The following is a 19,409-nucleotide window of genomic DNA, read 5'->3' on the forward strand; positions in this document are numbered from 1 at the left end:
GTTGTTGGAGCTTCAGTTGTTGTTGGAGCTTCAGTTGTTGTTGGAGCTTCAGTTGTTGTTGGAGCTTCAGTTGTTGTTGGAGCTTCAGTTGTTGTAGTGGTTGTCGTTGTTGTAGTGGTTGTCGTTGTTGTCTTATCACCGCTACCTTCACCTGAACCAGTCTCTAAACGAGTAAGTTTAGTGATTGAACGTTCTTCAGGGAAGTTAGTTGCTTTCCACTTCAATGTGTTAGCTACTTTAGTACCTTTTGGAAGGTCGTTAGTAAGTTCAGTTGTGTACTCAATCCACATTGGCCAGTTCCAGTTATCACCAAAGTTAAATGTGAATCCTGTGATTTGACCTGCTTCATTTCTTGTGAATACAGCTGTCTTAGTGAAGTTGTCAGTTGGGTTCAACTTGAACAATTCGTTTTCACTTTGGATTTTGTTTGGTTGAGTTGCGTAACGAACAGCACGCAATGAACCCTCTACAAGAACTTGACCGTTATCGCTGAAGTCATCAGTAATAACCAAGTTATTCAATTTATCTTGAACAGCGTTCAAAAGGATACGCCATTTGATACGTTTAGGGTTTTGTTGGTCTTGGTAACCATATTTGTATTCGTAGTCATCTGGAACACCTACATATTTCTCATAGGTTACATTGTAAGTTTCTTCACCAAACTTAAATGTGTACTTACCAGAATCAGTCCAAGTTTTTGCATTCGGACGAACTGAGTATTTCAAAGACATGACTTTGTCTTTGTAGTTTTTAGAGAAGTAGTCCGTGAAAGTAATGGTTACTTTACCTGTACTTGGATCAGTTACTGCATCACCAACCTTTTGACCGTCGGCGTGAAGGATTGGGAACTCAAGTTTAGTAACAAGTTCCAATTCTTTTGGAAGGTCCAAAGTCAAAGTATCCCCAGCATTGATCTGTTGTGAGTCTGGGAAAGTAAGGCTATTTGTTGCCTCCAAGACACGACCAGTCGTAATCTTTTTGTCCGCAGTTATAGGTTGACCATCAACCTTAACTTCTGTGTTCATAGTATATTGAGTTACTTCAGTAGCGAAAACTGTCGTCAGTGTTGCCAATGAAAGAACCAAGATACTTAACATCGCTAAAATGCGCGTAGCGCTAAGCTGTGAATTCTTCATCACAATAAACTCCTTTAATTTAATCTGATATATCATAGCATTTTTTAGTTTCTTTTACAAGTCTTTTAAAGGGTTTTTTTAAAAGATTTTTATTTTTCTGCTAGAAATATTATTATTTTTGTTTTATATTGTCTCTTTTCGACAAATTTCATCTTCTATGGTCATCTTTTTTATCGCGAATACCGACCAAAGTTAAGAACATCATCAACATTCCAAGTAGGCTGATCCACCAGTTTGATTGCTCTCCAGTCTCTGGTAAGAGCTGGTCTTGGACAACTGGTGCTTCAACTGTTTGAGGTTTTTGAGCTGAAACTGCCAATGGCTTCATCTCCTCCAGTTTAGGAGATGGAACTGGTTCTGATGGTTCTTGTTTTGATTGTTCAACCAGGGTCCCTATTTCAATAATCTCTGCTTGTGGTTCTTCTAGGATTTCTGAGCGAATCAATTCTTTCTTAATCACAACTCCATTCTGCAAAGTCAAACGATACATATATTGACGTTTTCCTGGTTTTCCTTTTTGTAGAAGAATTTGTGTACCTTTAGCAAACTTAGGATTTTCAACTATTTGTTTTTCAAAGTCAATCTCTTCTACTTGGATGTTTTCTTCTATAATTATAGAAGAAACTTGCTTGGTTCCGATCTCAGTGATCTCTGCTTGTGGTTCTTCTAGGATTTCTGAGCGAATCAATTCTTTCTTGATCACAACTCCGTTCTCAAGAGTCAAGCGATACACATCTTGTCGTCTACCTGCCTTGCCTTCTTGTAAAGTATTCACAGTTCCTTTTGCTAGCTCTGCATTTTCAACTGTTTGTTTCTCAAAGGCTACTTCTTCTACTTGGATGAGTTCCTCTGTTGTAATAGTAGGAATTCGTTTTGTTCCAACTAAGATTACACGAGCCACTGCTTTTCTGATAACCGTGGTATCTACCAATGTAGAAGAACGCTCTTCATCATTGAAGTAGTATTTCTCAAACGTTCTGTGAATTAGTCCATCTTGACCTTCTTGGAAGACTCTAGTTTCACCTTCTGGTAAGCTATCATCATTGCGATATTCTGTTTGATGACTAATGACTTCATCCTCAGTCACCAAGACAGTACGCTCAACTCCAGCACCCACTACAAGAACTTGGTTGATAGGTTGAGTCGTGATAACAGTTCTTAGATACTCACGTTGAGTTTCTTTACCATTGACATAGGTTACTTTATAGTAGTCTGTTTGAGTTCCTTCTTGGCCTTCTACTTCGACCAGACGATAGCTAACAGGCTTAGTCTTGTCCTCACGAACGATGGTGTTGTAAGGAATCGCACTGGTTAAGCTGATCTCTTTGGTTTCAGTAACTTGAGAACCGATATGGATAATCTGCTCAAGGGCTGGACGCAACTCTTTGACGCTAATCAAGTCCGTCTTGACTAAGATGCCATCTTTATAAGTAAGCTGATAAATTTTTTCTACTAAACCAGCACGACCTTCTTGAACAAGCTTACGTTCACCCTTTGGAATATTTTCATCAATAACGGTAACTGTTCTAAAGTTAGTCTCTTCAGTTCGCGTTTCCTGCTTCACTTTAACATTTGGAACATGTTTTGTCCCAACTAAAATGATGGTCGGAATTGCTTCTCTGACAACTTTACTTTCGATTAGTTTTGAAGAACGTTCTTCATCATTGAAGTACTGTTTCTCAATTGTCTTATGGATGAGTCCATCTTGACCTTCTTGAAGAACCTTTGTTTCACCTTCTGGCAAAGTATCGTCGTTACGATATTCAGTTGAACTTGTGATTCTTTCTTCTTGGATTTCGAAGATTGTACGCTCAATTCCAGAACCTTCAACTAGGACTTTATTGACAGGTTGAGTTGTAATGACTGTTCTGAGGTGCTCACGCTTGGTTTCCTTACCATTGACATAAGTTACTTGATAGTAGTCTGTTTGAGTTCCCTCTTGGCCCTCTACTTCAACAAGGCTGTAACCAACTGGCTTGGTCTTATCCTTACGAATAATAACATTGTACGGAATTGGACTTGTTGTGTTGATTTCCTTGGTCTCAGTAACTTGCGTACCGATATGGATAATCTCATCTTGAACTTTTTGAACTTCCTTGCTACTAATCAAGTCTGTCTTAATCAAGACTCCGTCTTTGTAGGTTAGTTGGTAAACTTTCTCAATGAGACCATTTCGTCCTACTTGAACTACCTTAGTTTCACCTTTTGGTAGGTTTGGATCTTCGATTTTTTGAGTCTTGTAGGCAATCTTCTCAGTTTGAGTATCCTGTTCTACCTTGATGGTTGGTACATGTTTTGTACCTACCAAGATGATCGTTGGAGTTGCTTCTTTGATTAGTTTGCTGTCTATTAATTTCGTAGAACGCAATTCGTCATTGAAGTATCGTTTTTCGATCGTCTTACGAAGGAGGCCTTCTTCTCCAACTTGAGAAATCTTAGTTTCACCTTCTGGAATAGTGTCATCATTTCGATACTCAGTTGAGCTTGTAATCTTATCTTCTTGAATTTCAAAGAGAGCACGTTCTACTCCAGCACCTTCGACAATCACCTTGTTAATAGCTTCTCTAACGACTGTTGTCTTCAAATGTTCCCGTTTGGTTTCGGTACCACTGATGTAAGTTACTTTATAGAGGTCTGACTTCTCACCGTCTTGACCTTCTACCTCAGTCACTCGGTAGCCGATTGGCTTCGTGGTGTCTTTACGAACCTTAATAGTAAATGGAATTGGACTTGTCTCGGTTGCTTCTCTAATTTCTTTGATACGAGTTCCAACTTGGATGATCTCATCTACTGGATCTGTAGTAATGTTAGATTCTACAAATGTACGAGATGTCTCTTCTCCATTCACTTTCGTTACAGAGTAACGATTTGTTTTCTGGCCTTTCTTACCTGCCTGGATAACCTTAGTTGTCCCTGCAGGAAGCTGATCTGAAAATTCTTTGAGAGTATTGTAATCGATTGATTCTGTCTCATCTACAAGTTCAGTGGTTTCAACAATAGGTGTCGCATTTCCGACACGAACGACACGGTTGACTGCATCTGTAATCTTATGTTCAGAAACGATGGTACGACCGATTTCTTTACCATTTCGATAGCTTACCAAGAAAGTACGGATAATTTGTCCTGGAGTTCCTTCTTCATCGACAACACTTTCTCCTGCTGGAAGTGTATTGTCTGAGACATAAATCGTCTTGAATGGAACGTCAACCTGTTCATCCAATGTACGTTCTGTCATCTTAGAAGTACCGATTACTGTGATTTCGTCTACAGCTTTTGGATCCTCAACTTTTGAGATTTCTTTACGAGCAACTTCTACATCGTCCTCATAGGTCACTTCATAAGTTGTTGTGATGGTACCAGGAGATCCGACTTGAGTAATCTTGCTGTAGCCTTCTGGTTGGGTTTCATCTTTTTCGATAACCTTGTTGAAGTCTTTTTCTTCGACAACAACTACGGATCTGATTGATACAACCACACCTAGACCTTTAACAACAATCTTGTTCTTCTTCTCTTTTAGGGTGTTTTCATTGACTAAGGTACGATCAACGAGTTCGTCATTGAGGTAGGTAAGTTTATATTGACTTTCAATGCGACCCTTTTCACCTTCTTGACGGACTTCTTCGTAGCCTTTTGGTTTCGTGTAGTCGTATTCAACTACAGTTTCAAAGTCAACATCCTTAACCTCAGTAGTGTATTCAACCTTTTCTACTGCACTACCAACTGTGATAATGCGTTTGACTGGTTGGTCAATCACTGTTTCAGACGTCAAAGTCTTACCGGCTTCCTTACCATTCAGTTTTCTGATTTGATAAGTCTTTTCAACAGAACCATTCTTACCAGCTTGATTTTCAAATTGATACGTTTTTGGTTTTGTTGGGTCAGTTCTGATTTCTGTTTCGTATGCAACCGTTTCTTTCTCAGTAACAGTCTCAAATGTTTCTGTCGCTGTACCAATCAAGACGATTTCTCTCGTAGGCTCTTGAATTACTTCCTCAGATTCAATCTGACGACCTACAATTGTATCACCAACTTTGGTAATCTTATAAACATTAACTTTCTTACCAGGTACACCTTTTTGTACAGTTTCTTTAAATCCGATAGGAAGTTCATCTGTCTCACGAGTTTCGATGATGTACTCTGTCGTTGTTGTTGTACGAAGTGTTTCAACCGTTTTATCACCAACGATATCTACTGGAGCTAGTGGCTTCCCATCTAGAGTATTACGTCCAAGGAAGACATTATTACTCTTAGCATTTAAGTTCACCCAATCACCATTGTATAGTCTAAAGAAACCATTCTTGTTTGGTGTGTCGGCGATGAATTTATTGTCTGTAGCTGTTACTTTAACAGTGTCGTTTAGACGGTTGATACCAAAGAAAGCTTGCATTATGTCTTTGATAACTCTACCGTCCGTTTTACGGGTAACATCATAACGTTGCCACGGCTCATTGTCTTTATACTTAAAGGTATTGCTATTGACGTCAATAGAAGCTGCGTTTGTGCTTTCAATAGCGACTGCATTCTTCCATCTAGACTTAATCTTAGAAACGGTCAACTCATTGTTGTCAATGTTGATGCTTCCTCTAGTCTTAGTAAATGGTACTTTTGTAACCTTGTTGACACGTTTACCAGTTGTACGGTCAATAACACTTGCTACATAAGTTGTATCATCATTAATGTAAATCGGTAACTGCTTGATGTCATCTACTTCAATCTTATTTCTTGAAATAGTGATATCACCTGAACCGCCACCTTCAACACCTCTAGATGCTTGAGCAGTATTGTTGTTGACAGAGATGATATAGTCTGTCGAATCACCAGTGATGGTGTTTCCTTCAATGTTTAGACTATAATCATTTGAACTTTCGTTGTTTCTAAAGAGAATACCAAATGTTCCTAGTTGTCCATCTTCAAATGGTTTTGTCAAACCTTCAATGGTGTTATTTGAAATAACGTAACGACCTTTATCAAGAGGTTTGGTCCATTTATGGTTTTTCTCATTTGTTAGGATAGAGATGGCTGTGTAACCACGGTAACGCGCTGGATCATCATCATCATTTTCCAACTTAGAGTTTGGATCTTGAGTTACCTTGTTGTTACGAATAATGACATCTGTCATCGGATTGGCACGGTTATAAACCTCGATACCATTCAAACGGTCTCCGAGTGAAACGTTATTTTCGATGAGAATCTTATTCCCGTCGTGAATATCCAAGCCTTTACGGTAGTTGTAGTTTGTATAGTTTCCAGTATAGGTAATACCATCATTGTAAGAACCAGCCATTGAGGCTGCACCATATCCAGTACCACCGTCCAACACATGACCGTTGTATGACAAGATATTATTGTCTACCACAAAATTACGTTGGTAACCGAACATAACACCAGCAACACGGTTGTTATGAAGGAAAGAGTTGGTTACCTTGTTACCGTCCATGATAGGAACATCTGGATCTCCGATAGACTTGACTTCATTTGAAACCTTCTCAGAGATACTGCTGTAACGGATTGGTCTACCGCTAGCATCATACTCTTGAGCTGTCGCCTTGCTTGAACTAAAGAAGACACCGGCTCTGTTAAATTTCATAGCACGAACATCATTGATCGTAACATTTGAAGAATCGTTTACATAGATACCGTTTGAACGTCCAAAGTAAGATTTTCCTTTACGGTAAAACTCATTATCTTTAGTGTAGTCTGATGAATCATAGGCATGTTCAACCGTTAAGCGACCTACAGTAAAGTCCTTCTGATTTTGAATGAGGATTGCAGACTCGTAACGGTTATCCGTCAAGTTTGTTTCCGGATCGTGCTCACCATCTTGCTTTTTGTTAAACACGATTTTTGTATTGTTACGACTTGGACCACTACCAATCAAACCTTTTACATTAGCATAGTTCTCATCGATAACCAAGGTTTTCTTCAAAAGGACATTTCCTGAAACCATTACGGAAGCTCCGCCCTCAACCTCATTGGCTGCTTTCAAAGCTTTTTGAAGAGCATCACTTGCTTCAACCTTACCAGTCGTATCTAATCCAAAATCTGTAGCTTTTACATATTTACCATATGTTGCATCTTCATATACTTTCGTATCGTTAGATGCAGCTCTTCTACGACGAACTTTAGGAGTTGTTGATTCATCTTTAGGAGTTGTCGGTTGCTCTTTAGGAGTTGTCGGTTGCTCTTTAGGAGCTGTTACACCCTCTTGAGGCGTCTCTAACAAATTTTTCAGTTCTTCTTCAGGTGTTATTTCAGCTGCTGGTTTTTCTACCTTAGGCTGTTCTGCTTTTGGCTGCTCACTTGTTGGTTGCTCTTGGACAGATTGTTCCGCTTTTGGTTGTTCTGCTACTGTTTTTTCTTCAGCAACTTCCCTCTCAGCAGGAGACTTGTCTGCTTCCTTTTCTGCCACTTCCGTTGTAGAAGTAGTGTTTTCCGGCGTTAAAGCTGCAGGCTTTCCCTTATTAGCAACCGGCTCTTTCTTATCATTAGCAGTGGCTTCACTCTTTTGATTGGTGTTCTTATTTAATGAAGTTGCTTTTTCATCCTGGTTTTGCACAACTGTGTTATTTGAGAAATCAGTTGTATCAGCTTTAACATGCATTTGACCTAATTGGAAAGTGGTTAAAATCCCAATTGTCAATAGTGAATATTTTGTTGATTTCCTAATATTCATTTTCTTTTTCTCCAAACTCTCATCTAGCCATCATCTCTTTATAAGATTTGAATTATGCATAAATATCCTTAGACTCCCTGTTTTAGGGCGCAAAATATTTATTCTATACTATTCAATAATACAGTGATAGAGGGCGAAAGTCAATAAATTTTAACCAAAATTTTTATTTATCCAACTAAAACTTTTCATTTGCTATTTTTTCTAAAATTTGTGTCTTTTTGGTACTTTTTATTCAAAAAAGCTAGGAATTTTTCCTAGCTTTTTTGGGTTCTTTTATACCAATTTTTCAAAGATTTCTGAGAAATTTTTGCTAATAGTTTCAAGCGAAACTTCTACTTCTTCTCGAGTTTGGTTGTTCTTAACCTTAACTTGTCCACTTTCAATTTCACTCTCTCCTAGGGTGATTAGGGTCTTAGCCTCAAAGACGTCAGCTGACTTAAACTGCGCTTTGAGTTTACGGTTGAGATAATCACGCTCTGCTTTGAAGCCTTGTTGGCGCAATGCTTGTACCAACTCCAAGGCTTTCAGATTTGCTCCTTCACCAAGAACAGCAATATAAACGTCTAGAGCGTTTTCGATAGGCAGTGCCACCCCTTGTTTTTCAAGGACCAGAAGGAGACGCTCCACACCAAGCCCAAAGCCAAATCCAGCAGTTTCAGGACCGCCAAAGTAGGCAACCAAGCCATCGTAGCGACCACCTGCACAGACTGTCAAGTCATTGCCCTCAATTTCTGTGATAAACTCAAAGATGGTGTGGTTGTAGTAGTCCAGTCCACGTACCATATTGGTATCAATGATGTAGTCTACTCCGAGGTTTTCCAGCATCTGACGAACAGCATCAAAGTGAGCTTGGCTTTCTTCGTCAAGGTAATCCAAGATAGAAGGTGCATTCTCCACTGCTACCTTGTCTTCCTTTTCCTTAGAGTCCAAGACACGGAGAGGATTTTCCTCCAAACGACGTTGGCTATCCTTGGACAAGGTCTCCTTAAGTGGCGTCAAATAGTCAATCAAGGCTTGACGATAGGCCGAACGGCTCTCAGGATTTCCAAGAGTATTTAGATGCAATTTGACACCTTGGATGCCGATTTCTTTCAAGAAATGAGCTGCCATAGCGATGGTTTCCACATCGGTAGCTGGATTACTAGAGCCAAAACACTCGACACCAATCTGGTGGAATTGACGCAAGCGACCTGCTTGTGGACGCTCATAGCGGAACATTGGACCCATGTAGTAGAACTTACTTGGCTTTTGCACTTCTGGTGCGAAGAGTTTATTTTCCACATAAGAACGAACAACAGGCGCAGTTCCTTCTGGACGAAGGGTAATATGGCGGTCACCCTTGTCATAGAAATCGTACATTTCCTTGGTCACGATATCCGTTGTATCTCCGACAGAGCGGCTGATGACTTCGTAGTGCTCGAAAATAGGGGTGCGCACTTCTGCATAGTTATAACGCTTGAAAATTTCACGGGCAAAGCCCTCAACGTACTGCCATTTAGCAGACTCAGCAGGTAAAATATCCTGCGTTCCTTTTGGTTTCTGTAATTTCATAGGGAATCCTCTTTCTAACTTAATAGTCCTATTTTACCATAAATAAAGGGATTGGGACAGTCAGAGGAGTAAAGAAATAGCTTTAGTCTATTCCTCTTTCATCTAGTTTCCGGACAAATAGCAAATATCGGCCAGCATTTACAATCTGCCACAAGCATGGTACAATGAAAACCATCAGATATACGAAGGAGAATTTATGAAAAAGAATATCTTGACAACTCTTGTGGCTGCCCTTGTCTACTTTCTCTGTATCGGAGTGGGGGTTCTACTAGGAAGCCTTGTCGACCATACTGGAAATATGTTTTACGCCCCTGCCTTTTCTGCTCTTGTGGGTGGTAGCGTCTATATGATCCTTTTAGCAAAGGTTCCTCGCTTTGGAGCGATTACAACGATTGGGCTCGTTATCTCTCTCTTTTTCCTCGGGAGCAAGCATGGTGCTGGAGCTTTTCTGCCAGGGATTATCTGCGGGCTTGCAGCAGATGGAATCGCACACTTAGGCCATTACAAGGATAAGGTCAAGAACCTTCTCTCCTTCCTAGTATTTGCTTTTGGAACTACTGGCCCCATCCTACTTATGTGGCTAACTCCTCAAGCTTACATAGCCACTCTAATCGCTCGTGGAAAATCTCAGGACTATATCGATCGCATTATGGTTGCACCGAATCCTGCTAATATCCTCCTCTTTATCACAAGTATTCTCATCGGCGCTTTACTTGGTGCCCTGATTGGACAAACACTTAGTAAAAAATTAGCACATAAAACATCATAAAAAAGAGCCAACTGGCTCTTTTTATTTATGACTTAATTTCTTGGTCAAAAAGTCTCCCAAGAACTGAATTGTAAAGATAATCAGGATAATGATGAGAGTCGCAAGGACTGTTACATCATGATTGAAACGGTTAAATCCATAGGCGATAGCTACGTTACCGATACCACCTGCTCCGACCGCTCCCGCCATAGCTGTTTCACCGACAAGGGAAATCAAGGTTACAGTTGTCACACGGATCAAGTCTGGTAGACCTTCTGATAGGTAAACACCTACGATGTCCCAGAAAGTAGCTCCGCTAGCTTGAGCTGCCTCGATGACACCACCATCTAGCTCAGCCAATACCACCTGTACTTGACGGGCAAAGAAGGCAAAGACTGCAAAAGATAGGGGTACAATAGCCGCATTTGGTCCGATACTTGTCCCTACGATTAGATGAGAGAAGGGTGACAAGACAGCCAAGAGAATGATAAATGGCACCGCACGGAAGATAGAGGTAATCTTGTCTAAAATCCAGAAAACAACTTTATTTTCCAAGACACCACCTGGAGCTGTCAAGACAAGGAAAAGTCCTGCAACCAGCCCTAGGAAACCTCCGATGATAAAGGAAAGAACCGTCATATAAAGGGTCAAGTAGATTGCTGTTCCCCAGCCAGCCTGACCAGACCAACCCATCTTATAGACGTTTGGTAAGTATGTTTTAATCAATTCTGCCATCTTACTGTCCTCCCTTCAATACTTTTAGTTGCACACCAGCCTGGCGGATAGCATCTTGAGCATTTGCCAAGGCTTCTTTTCCCCCTGACAAGACAACCACAAGTTCACCAACAGGAGTACCATCCAAAATTTCAATGTTTCCATAGAGAATATTGGCTGTTACTTGGTAGTGCTTATACAATTCATTCAGAAGCGGTTCATCTGTCGAAGCTCCTGCATACTTGAGTTGCACCAAAATGCTATTTTCAGATAAGTGCTCCACGATTTCTTGCTTCTCAATCTTGACCATAGCTTCATCGATACCAGTAGCCGTTGAGATAAAGTCCTGGGTCAATGGCTGCTTAGGATCTGAGAAGATTTCAAGAACGCTACCTTCTTCAATCAAGCGACCATCTTGCATGACCGCCACACGGTTAGCAATATCTTTGACAATCTGCATCTCGTGTGTAATCAGGACAATGGTCAAACCTAGTTTACGGTTCAATTCTTGCAAGAGTGACAAGATTTGTTTCGTTGTCTTTGGATCAAGAGCTGAAGTTGACTCGTCTGAAATCAAGATTTTTGGATCATTGGCCAAAGCACGCGCAATAGCCACACGTTGTTTCTGCCCGCCAGAGAGTTGTGAAGGATAGTTTTCGGCACGATCTGCAAGACCAACCAAATCCAACAACTTAGCTACTTTAGCCTTCTTTTCTTCCTTGCTGAGCCCAGAGTGTTTGAGGGCAAAGGCTACGTTTTCCTCTGCTGTTTTCTGGCTCATGAGGTTAAAGTGTTGGAAAATCATCCCAATATCTTGACGTTTATGGCGCAATTGCTCCGCAGTTAAGGTAACCTTGTTATCAAAGATTACATCATCATCAATGGTAATTCTACCTGCAGATGGTTTTTGTAAAAGGTTAATCACACGAACTAGGGTTGATTTCCCTGCTCCAGAATATCCAACGATTCCGTAGATATCCCCTTCTTGGATGTGAATGGTCACATCCTTGACCGCTGTGATGATTCTTTTCTTTTGGTGGAAAGTCACATCAATCTGGTCTAACTTGATAATGTCTCTACTCATAACTTCTAATCAGCTCCTCTACTAATTCAATATGGGTGTAATAGTCGGCGATTCGCACATTTTCGTCTCCACCATGGTCTCGACTATTAGCATTTCCTAGACCAAAGGCAACCATCGGTACTTCTAAGGCATCGAATACCGTATGCATAGGACCTGTCCCTGCAGTTGTCGGTAAGACAGATACGCCCTGTGGATAGAATTTCTTGGCCAGCTCAATAACATTGAGAATGGCCGGCGCACTCATGTCACTTCGATAGCTCATCTCACCCAAAGTATAGTACAATTCTACCTTATCAAAGCCGTTTTTGTCTAGTTGTTTCCGGATTTTCTCCAAAACATCATGGGGTTCAAGCCCTGGAACCAAACGGACTTCTAGCTTGGCACTAGCCTCAGCCGGCAAAATCGTTTTAACTCCTTGCCCTTGATAGCCAGACTGAATTCCTTCGATATTGAGCGCTGGTTCAAAGAAGAAACGTTTTAGAAAGGCTGTACGTTCCTCTTGTAAAAGAGGCAATTCCAAGCCATAAATCTGGCTGATCTCCTCTGGGTTGCGTTGGGCATAGGTTTCAACCAAGGCCAACTCACGTTCATTAGGCTCCTGCACATCATCGTACAAGCCCTCGACTAAAATACGTCCATCTGCAGCTCGCAAACTGGTCAAAGCTTGAATGAGATACCAGGGAGCTGACTCTACAATTCCGCCGTAGCTAGAGTGGATATCCACATCGGCACTCTTAACCTTGGCATCAAAGGTCACAATCCCCTTGTTCCCACCAGAGATTTCTAGCTGTTCCAAGGCATTTTTGGTTCCTTGTTCCCAGACTAACAAATCCGCACCACGAAGCTTATCCGCGTGTTTTTCTAGATATTTGTCCAAGTCCATAGAAGCAGACTCTTCAGCTCCTTCTATGATGAAGCTGATATTGACTGGAAGATCATCATGATGCTGCATGTATTTTCTAAGAGCACTCAAGCGGGCAGTGATATGTCCCTTATCATCATCAACCCCGCGTCCATACATGATGCCATCACGCACAGAAAGCGTAAATGGATCCTCTGTCCAGACTTGGTCGCCATCCGCAGGTACTGTGTCATAGTGGTTGTAGAAAATGATAGTCTTGGCATTTGGGCGTGAACTTTTAAAATGCGCCATGACAAAAGGTGCTGTATAGCTCTCGTCAATCTCGATCTCTGCACCTACGCGCTTGAAGATTTCGCCTAGATAACGAGCTACCTCTTTCAGGCCAACTTGTTGGGCAAAGACTGATTTTTTAGAAATCAAGGTACGCAAAACTTCAAAGTAATGCTGCGCTACATGATCCTTTTCAAACTTTTCAATTTGCTCTTCTTGGCTAGGGAAAACCATTTTCTCTCTACCTTTCTACTAGGACTTGTACCTTTAGAATCAATACAAGTGGATGTTCCTTTTCTTTAGTCTCTATATAAAAGCAAGAGGTGGAAAAAATCTCTCCCACCTCCCTGTGTTTATTACCAAACTGGTTGATCCAAGCCGTCTGAAGTTTCTTCGATGACTTTTTTCACTTCGTCAGTGTGGTAAGCTGCGATAATTTTCTTGATTGCATCAGCTTTAGGTGATGATTCCCAATCTTTTTTCGCAACGATGATGTTGTACCATTGTTTTGAGTTTTCGTCAGCTTGCTCTTTAAAGAGTGCTTTCTTGTAGTCCAATTTTGCTTCTGTAACAAAAGTGTTATTTACAACAGCTGCATCAACTGATGACAATGAACGAGCTGTTTGGCTAGCGTCCAATTCAGTGATTTTCAAGTTCTTTGGATTTTCTGTGATGTTTGCGATTGTCGCAAGTGCAGTTCCTGAAACATCCAACTTAATCAAACCAGCTGATTGAAGCAAGTAAAGAGCACGGCTTTCGTTAGTAGCATCGTTAGGTACTGCGATTTCACCGTTATCTGGGATTTCTTCCACTTTAGTGTACTTGTTTTCACTTCCGTTTAAACCTGAATAAAGACGGATTGGTGAGATGTAAGTATCTGCAATCGCAACAAGGTCTTTACCGTTTTCTTTGTTCCAGTTATTCAAGAAGTTGTAGTGTTGGAAAGCGTTCAAGTCTACTTCACCATCAGCAGTTGCTTTGTTTGGTTGTGAGTAGTCTGTAAACTCTGTAAATTCCAATTTAATTCCGTCTTTTTCAACTAGTTCTTGGATTTTATCCCAACGTGCTTCTTCTGAACCGCTACGGTTTACAGTTGCGATTTTAACTGTAGTTGTATTGTCCGCTTTCTTGTTTGAATTTCCGCAAGCTGCAAGTGTAAGGCCTGCTACTGTAGCGATAGCTGCTACGCTTAACCATTTTTTGATTTTCATGATTCATTCTCCTTTAAAAATAATACCGTAATAGTATCTCATACTTTATTTGATTTCGCAAATTGTTAATAGATAGGAAGGCATATAGTTTGAAACTATATGTCGAAAAGTGCAAAATCATCCATTTGCTAAAGAATGGATGATTGCTAAACACTATTTAATATCAGCTTCTGCTGGCAGGTAAGAGCCACCAAAGAACTGTTGAGATAGTTTTTCAAGAGTACCGTCTTTATATAGTTCTTGGATGCGTTTGTCAACAAATGCCTTCAACTCATCTTGACTCTTGGCAAGAAGTGGGTAAACGTAAGGTTGTTGGTCGCTTGGAAGTTCGATAACTTTCAAATTATCCAAACCTTGGTTTTTGATAACTGTCTCTACACCGATCTTGTCAAAAATCTTATAGTCAAATTGTCCATCGCTCAAGCGAGACATGATTTGTTGGAAATCTGCCTTAGTATAATTAAGGATAGTTGGATTGTCCGCATGTTCTTTGTTGTATGCTTCCAATTGTTTAGCTGATGTTGTTCCTTGAACGACTTCAGTAGATTTTCCACCGATATCATCAAGAGACTTGATGCTAGTGTCGTCCTTCTTCACAACAAGAACGTTAGGGTTTTTAGCAGTTGGCGCTGCGTAGAGGTATTTCTCTGCACGTTCTTTGGTATAACTAAGGTTGTTAACGGCCATTTGGTAACGATCGCTATCAAGTCCTGGGAAAATCCCTGACCACTCTGTCTTTTCAAACTTGACAGTATACTTGTCTGAGTCTTTAAAGATAGCACGAACAAGTTCAATCTCGTAACCTGTCAACTCACCATTTTCCTCATAGATAAATGGTTTTGGTGATCCATTAGTTGCTACAACGATTTCTTTCTTACCAGATGTTGCTTCACCAGATGCAGCATCTTTCTTCTCACCACCTGAGCAAGCTGCTAATACACCTGCAGCAACAAGCCCTAGGGCAGCAAGTGATGAATATTTAACGATTTTTTTCATGTCATTTCCTCCAAAATAGAATACTGTATTATCTTAACAGAAAAAAGGAATTTACGCCATTATATGATATCTATCTCTGTGATAAGTTTTCTTTATGACTGATTTAAAAGACCAAACGGAGGACTGCTATCAAGGCTACTCCAAAGATAACCGTCCCCACCAGATTGCGGTAACGAAAGGCTACAAAGGCTGTTGGAAAGACTGCTAAAAAGTCTAACCACTTTATCTGTGGGAAACTTCCAACTTTTCCTGTTACTACACTTGAAAGGATCAAGGCAAAGATAATGGAAACAGGCAAAAATTTCAAAAAACGCTCAACGATAGCTGGCAACCCCTTGTACTTAACCAAGATGAAGGGAATCATACGAGGTATCCAAGTCACTAGGCCCGAAAAGATAACGGCTAACAAAAGATATTTACTGACCATCTAAGACCACCCCCATTGTACATCCAAGCAGTGTCGCAAATAGGACAGCTAGCGATTGAGATACCACTATCAACAGTATAAAGAACGAAAGGGCAACTACTCCTAAAATGATAAAGAGGTTGCGCAAGGGAATTCTTCTTTGCATAATCTGAAACTGAGATGCAAAAATTCCAATAAACATTCCGACCAAGGCAAAGTCAAGACCGAAAATCTCCGGATTTGGCAAAAGCCCGCCTAAGGCAGTTCCGACAACCGTCCCCACAAACCAAGCCACATAGCTATTTAGATTGTTACCATGCATCCACATAGGATTAACCTTGTCCGTATGGACCAGCTCGCCCATCAAAACACCATAGGTCTCATCGGTCAAGATACTAGACATACCGATATTGTGACTTAGGCTAGTATGACGAAAATAGGTCGACGCATGTAAACTCAATAAAAAGAGACGGAGATTGATCAAAAAAACCGTCATGGCAATGGCTGCCACAGGGGCTTGAACTGCTACCAAGGCTATCATGGCAAACTGGGCGCTCCCAGCATATACAAATAGACTCATCAACCCCATCTCAACAGGAGTCACATAAGGTGAACCAATAATCCCACAAGCAAGACCGATACTAACATAGCCCAGAGCCGTTGGCATGGCTGCCTGTACTCCCTCCCAAAATCCTTTTTCTTTCATAAACTTCCTCATTTTCACATATATATCATCTTACTACCACCAAGTTGGTAAACAAGGTTGCGGACAACCAATTGCCATGGCTACTCTAATCGAGATTGGTCGATTCGAATATTATACTGGTTGTTCTCGGGATTGTCATCATCCTCATATTCTGTAGGATAAACATCGATCCAGAGTTCTCTCATTTGCCCTTTCAGTTTGACCTTGTAGCGATAACCGTCATCATAGAGCCCTACCGTATCAGTGGTCATGGACTGGTAGTCTGGTAGAGCTTCAATTTCTGCTTTCATATCTTGGGTTATCTTATAAAGCACTTCCTTCTGTTGAGCCTTGGACGCCACAGGGAAATAAACCGCCGCTCCTTGTAAACGATGCGATTTTGAAAAAGTAAAGGTCACGCGACCACTATAACCTTTCCATTTAAAATTTTCATAGTCGTAGAAAAGGCGCCCAGTTTTATAGAGATAGGGATCTTTTGCATGCCAAGGATTGTGATAGCCTGTTTCTGTCTCTTCTACTATTTCATTAGGTTTTCCAAACACTTTTTCAATAGATTCGAGGGACATGTTAAAGGAAATGGATTCAAACATGACCAATTGCGTCTTTTTAAACATCTGAAAAGCCATCAGAGACAGCAACAAAACCCCTAGGGCAAGTACAATACTAATTGTTTTTTTAAATCTCATATGTCTACTATACTAAAAAACTCGCACATTTGTCCAAACAAAAAAGCCAGCCTCAAGCTGACTCTTTATTCTATAGTATCAAAAGCGAGACTTGGTTTGGCATTTAGCTCCAAGCCTGCAAAGTTTTCTTTGTTCCACTCGCTAACGCTAGCATAGGCAATCATTCCTGCATTGTCTCCGCAAAGACGTAGAGGTGGAATGATAACCTTGACATCGGTGATTTCAGCCGCTAGGCGCTCTCTAAGCCCTTTATTTGCAGCCACACCACCAGCCACGACTAGGGTTTTAACAGGATATTTCTCCAAGGCCTTCTTGGTTTTTGCCATGAGAATATCCATGACTGCTGCTTGGAAGGATGCAGAGAGGTCTTCCTTGGACAAGCTTTCTCCCTTTTGCTCTGCATTATGATGAAGATTGATAAAGGCAGACTTCAAACCTGAGAATGAAAACTCCAGATTGTCTTCCTTAATCATGGCACGAGGGAAATCATACACATCCTGACCTTTATGAGCTAACTCATCAATCTCACGACCTGCTGGATAGGTCAAGCCCATGACACGGCCGATCTTATCATAGGCCTCACCAACCGCATCATCTCGAGTTTCACCAACGATCTTGTAATCACCAGCCTCAGACACATAGACCAACTCTGTATGCCCACCACTGACTAAAAGGGCTAGCAAGGGAAACTCCAAAGTCTCGACACTTTGAGCTGCCATGAGATGACCAGCCATGTGATTCACAGGAATCAAAGGAAGGCCATGTGCCCAAGCAAAGGCCTTGGCAGCTGACAAACCAACAAGTAAGGCTCCGACCAAGCCCGGCCCATAGGTAACGGCAACAGCTGTGACGTCCTCTTCGGTTATCCCTGCTTCTGCCAGCGATTCCTCGATGCAAGCCGTGATAACTTCGACATGGTGACGACTAGCCACTTCTGGCACTACGCCACCAAAACGTTTATGACTCTCAATTTGACTAGCAATGACATTGGACAAGAGCTCGTCATCATTTTTCAGGACGGCGACACTGGTCTCATCACAGGATGTCTCAAATGCTAAAATATATCTATCCTTCATCTATTTCTCTCTTCATGATAATGGCATCCTCAACTGGATCATGGTAGTAGGCCTTTCTCTCAGCGATGACCGCCATTTTTTCTTTCTTGTAAAATGCTTGCGCTCTTTGATTTGACTTTCTGACTTCGAGGAAAATCTCCCTGTCTGTCGGCAATGTTGCAAACAAGGCTGAGGCTATCCCCTGACCTTGATAGGCTTTTTTGACAGCAATTTGCAAGACTTCTGCTTCAAAAAGATTCTCCTGAATTGCTAGAAAACCTATCACTTCTGCCCCATCATAACCCAGAGCATACCAAGTCTGGTCTTGAGACAGGTCTGCTTGGATTTGTTCCAACGTCCAAGGACTGACGGGATAAACATCCGTCATCACTTCGTAGATAGCTTGTGCCAAGTCAGGCTGCTGTTGGATTCGTTTGATTTCTATCATAGGCGTTTAATGTATGACTCGCCAGACTCGGCGTGGTTCTTGAGCCAATTTTCCTCAGCTTCGACACGCTTGAGGTAATTCGGCACAAAATCGTGCAAGGAGTCTGCTTCCTTGTCCCAGGCCCAAAGAGCAAGATTCGCTGCGTTTGGTAAGGTTTCTTGATAGTTAGCCTGTGGTAATTGCTCTTGAATCTGCTCGACAAAGGCACCCACTTCACCAACAAAGGTCACATGGTCGGCATCCTTGACTTGCTCTAGGACCTCCTCGAAAGACAGGTGAGCTTCGGGAAAGACAGGTTGGGCATGTTCATAAAACCCTGCGTATACATTGTTACGACGTGCATCCATCAAAGGAACAACCAGACCTTCCTGTTGATTCGGTAGCAGAGCTAAAAGGCTAGACATCCCTACTAACTCAATGTTTAGGGTATGAGCCAAGGTCTTGGCAGTTGCTACTGCGATTCGCAAACCTGTATAGCTACCAGGCCCTTCAGCCACGATGATTCGATCCAAATCCTTGGGTGTCAAATCTAGACTATCCATCAAAAAATCAATAGCAGGCATGAGGGTAATACTGTGATTTTTCTTGATATTAATTGTCGTCTCGGCAAGAACTTGCTTGTCCTCTAAAATAGCTAGAGAAAGAGCCTTGCTGGACGTATCAAAAGCTAATACTTTCATAACACATTCCTATCTTTTTGTCTGTTTACTATTATACTACAAAAGCTGACACAAGGGAATTTTCTTTGTTTTGAAACAAGAATGCCCTGCCATTTAAAAAAACAATTCTGCACAAAAAATTAAAAAAATTTTACATTTTTCCTATCTTTTCCGAATATATAAGTGAACAAGAAAAAAGGGGGG

The 19,409-nt window shown here is 41.2% G+C and carries 15 protein-coding genes; 1 reads left to right on the forward strand and 14 read right to left on the reverse strand.

The features are described from left to right. From ACESNQ_RS08350 to hisS, 3 genes are all read right to left on the reverse strand, one after another. The coding region (locus tag ACESNQ_RS08350; protein ID WP_373076131.1) for an Ig-like domain-containing protein at positions 1-1,136 on the reverse strand (1,136 nt) is incomplete at its 3' end. A gap of 148 nt (positions 1,137-1,284) precedes the next feature. After that, a complete protein-coding gene (locus tag ACESNQ_RS08355; RefSeq protein WP_373076133.1) occupies positions 1,285-7,809 on the reverse strand; it encodes a G5 domain-containing protein in 6,525 nt (2,174 codons plus the stop codon). Between the two features lie 273 nt (positions 7,810-8,082). After that, the gene (gene hisS, locus ACESNQ_RS08360) at positions 8,083-9,360 is read right to left on the reverse strand and encodes a histidine--tRNA ligase (protein ID WP_373076135.1); all 1,278 of its coding nucleotides are present in this window, start codon (positions 9,358-9,360) and stop codon (positions 8,083-8,085) included. Positions 9,361-9,556: 196 nt separating this feature from the next. Here hisS and ACESNQ_RS08365 point away from each other — a divergent pair, with 196 nt between their 5' ends. Next, positions 9,557-10,129, forward strand: coding sequence for an MptD family putative ECF transporter S component (locus ACESNQ_RS08365; protein ID WP_373076137.1), 573 nt, complete (start codon positions 9,557-9,559; stop codon positions 10,127-10,129). Positions 10,130-10,150: 21 nt separating this feature from the next. Here ACESNQ_RS08365 and ACESNQ_RS08370 read toward each other — a convergent pair whose 3' ends face one another. From ACESNQ_RS08370 to tsaB, 11 genes are all read right to left on the reverse strand, one after another. Further along, the gene (locus ACESNQ_RS08370; protein WP_373076139.1) at positions 10,151-10,843 is read right to left on the reverse strand and encodes a methionine ABC transporter permease; all 693 of its coding nucleotides are present in this window, start codon (positions 10,841-10,843) and stop codon (positions 10,151-10,153) included. 1 nt (position 10,844) lies between these two features. After that, on the reverse strand, positions 10,845-11,906 hold the full coding sequence (locus ACESNQ_RS08375) for a methionine ABC transporter ATP-binding protein (RefSeq protein WP_373076141.1): 1,062 nt from the start codon (positions 11,904-11,906) through the stop codon (positions 10,845-10,847). Further along, positions 11,899-13,272 carry a M20 family metallopeptidase gene (locus ACESNQ_RS08380; RefSeq protein ID WP_373076143.1) on the reverse strand — a complete coding sequence of 458 codons (1,374 nt, stop codon included), beginning with the start codon at positions 13,270-13,272 and terminating at the stop codon, positions 11,899-11,901. Before ACESNQ_RS08380 ends, ACESNQ_RS08375 begins: the two co-directional genes overlap by 8 nt. A gap of 122 nt (positions 13,273-13,394) precedes the next feature. Further along, positions 13,395-14,249, reverse strand: a complete 855-nt coding sequence (locus ACESNQ_RS08385; protein WP_373076145.1) for a MetQ/NlpA family ABC transporter substrate-binding protein — start codon at positions 14,247-14,249, stop codon at positions 13,395-13,397. Between the two features lie 153 nt (positions 14,250-14,402). Then, positions 14,403-15,245 (reverse strand): amino acid ABC transporter substrate-binding protein, encoded by an 843-nt coding sequence (locus ACESNQ_RS08390; protein WP_373076147.1) that lies wholly within the window; start codon positions 15,243-15,245, stop codon positions 14,403-14,405. A gap of 103 nt (positions 15,246-15,348) precedes the next feature. Continuing rightward, positions 15,349-15,672 carry an AzlD domain-containing protein gene (locus ACESNQ_RS08395; protein ID WP_373076149.1) on the reverse strand — a complete coding sequence of 108 codons (324 nt, stop codon included), beginning with the start codon at positions 15,670-15,672 and terminating at the stop codon, positions 15,349-15,351. Continuing rightward, positions 15,662-16,357 carry an AzlC family ABC transporter permease gene (locus ACESNQ_RS08400; protein WP_373076151.1) on the reverse strand — a complete coding sequence of 232 codons (696 nt, stop codon included), beginning with the start codon at positions 16,355-16,357 and terminating at the stop codon, positions 15,662-15,664. The genes ACESNQ_RS08395 and ACESNQ_RS08400 overlap by 11 nt, the downstream gene beginning before the upstream one ends. 80 nt (positions 16,358-16,437) lie before the next feature. Further along, positions 16,438-17,043, reverse strand: a complete 606-nt coding sequence (locus tag ACESNQ_RS08405; protein ID WP_373076153.1) for a hypothetical protein — start codon at positions 17,041-17,043, stop codon at positions 16,438-16,440. 65 nt (positions 17,044-17,108) lie between these two features. Next, complete coding sequence (gene tsaD, locus ACESNQ_RS08410; protein ID WP_373076155.1) at positions 17,109-18,119, reverse strand: tRNA (adenosine(37)-N6)-threonylcarbamoyltransferase complex transferase subunit TsaD; 1,011 nt, start codon at positions 18,117-18,119, stop codon at positions 17,109-17,111. Then, positions 18,109-18,546, reverse strand: a complete 438-nt coding sequence (gene rimI, locus ACESNQ_RS08415) for a ribosomal protein S18-alanine N-acetyltransferase (protein ID WP_373076157.1) — start codon at positions 18,544-18,546, stop codon at positions 18,109-18,111. Before rimI ends, tsaD begins: the two co-directional genes overlap by 11 nt. Beyond that, positions 18,543-19,226 carry a tRNA (adenosine(37)-N6)-threonylcarbamoyltransferase complex dimerization subunit type 1 TsaB gene (tsaB, locus tag ACESNQ_RS08420; protein ID WP_373076159.1) on the reverse strand — a complete coding sequence of 228 codons (684 nt, stop codon included), beginning with the start codon at positions 19,224-19,226 and terminating at the stop codon, positions 18,543-18,545. Before tsaB ends, rimI begins: the two co-directional genes overlap by 4 nt. Between the last annotated feature and the right edge of the window lie 183 nt (positions 19,227-19,409).

It is taken from the genome of Streptococcus infantis (assembly GCF_964243025.1).
Lineage (GTDB): Bacteria > Bacillota > Bacilli > Lactobacillales > Streptococcaceae > Streptococcus > Streptococcus infantis_N.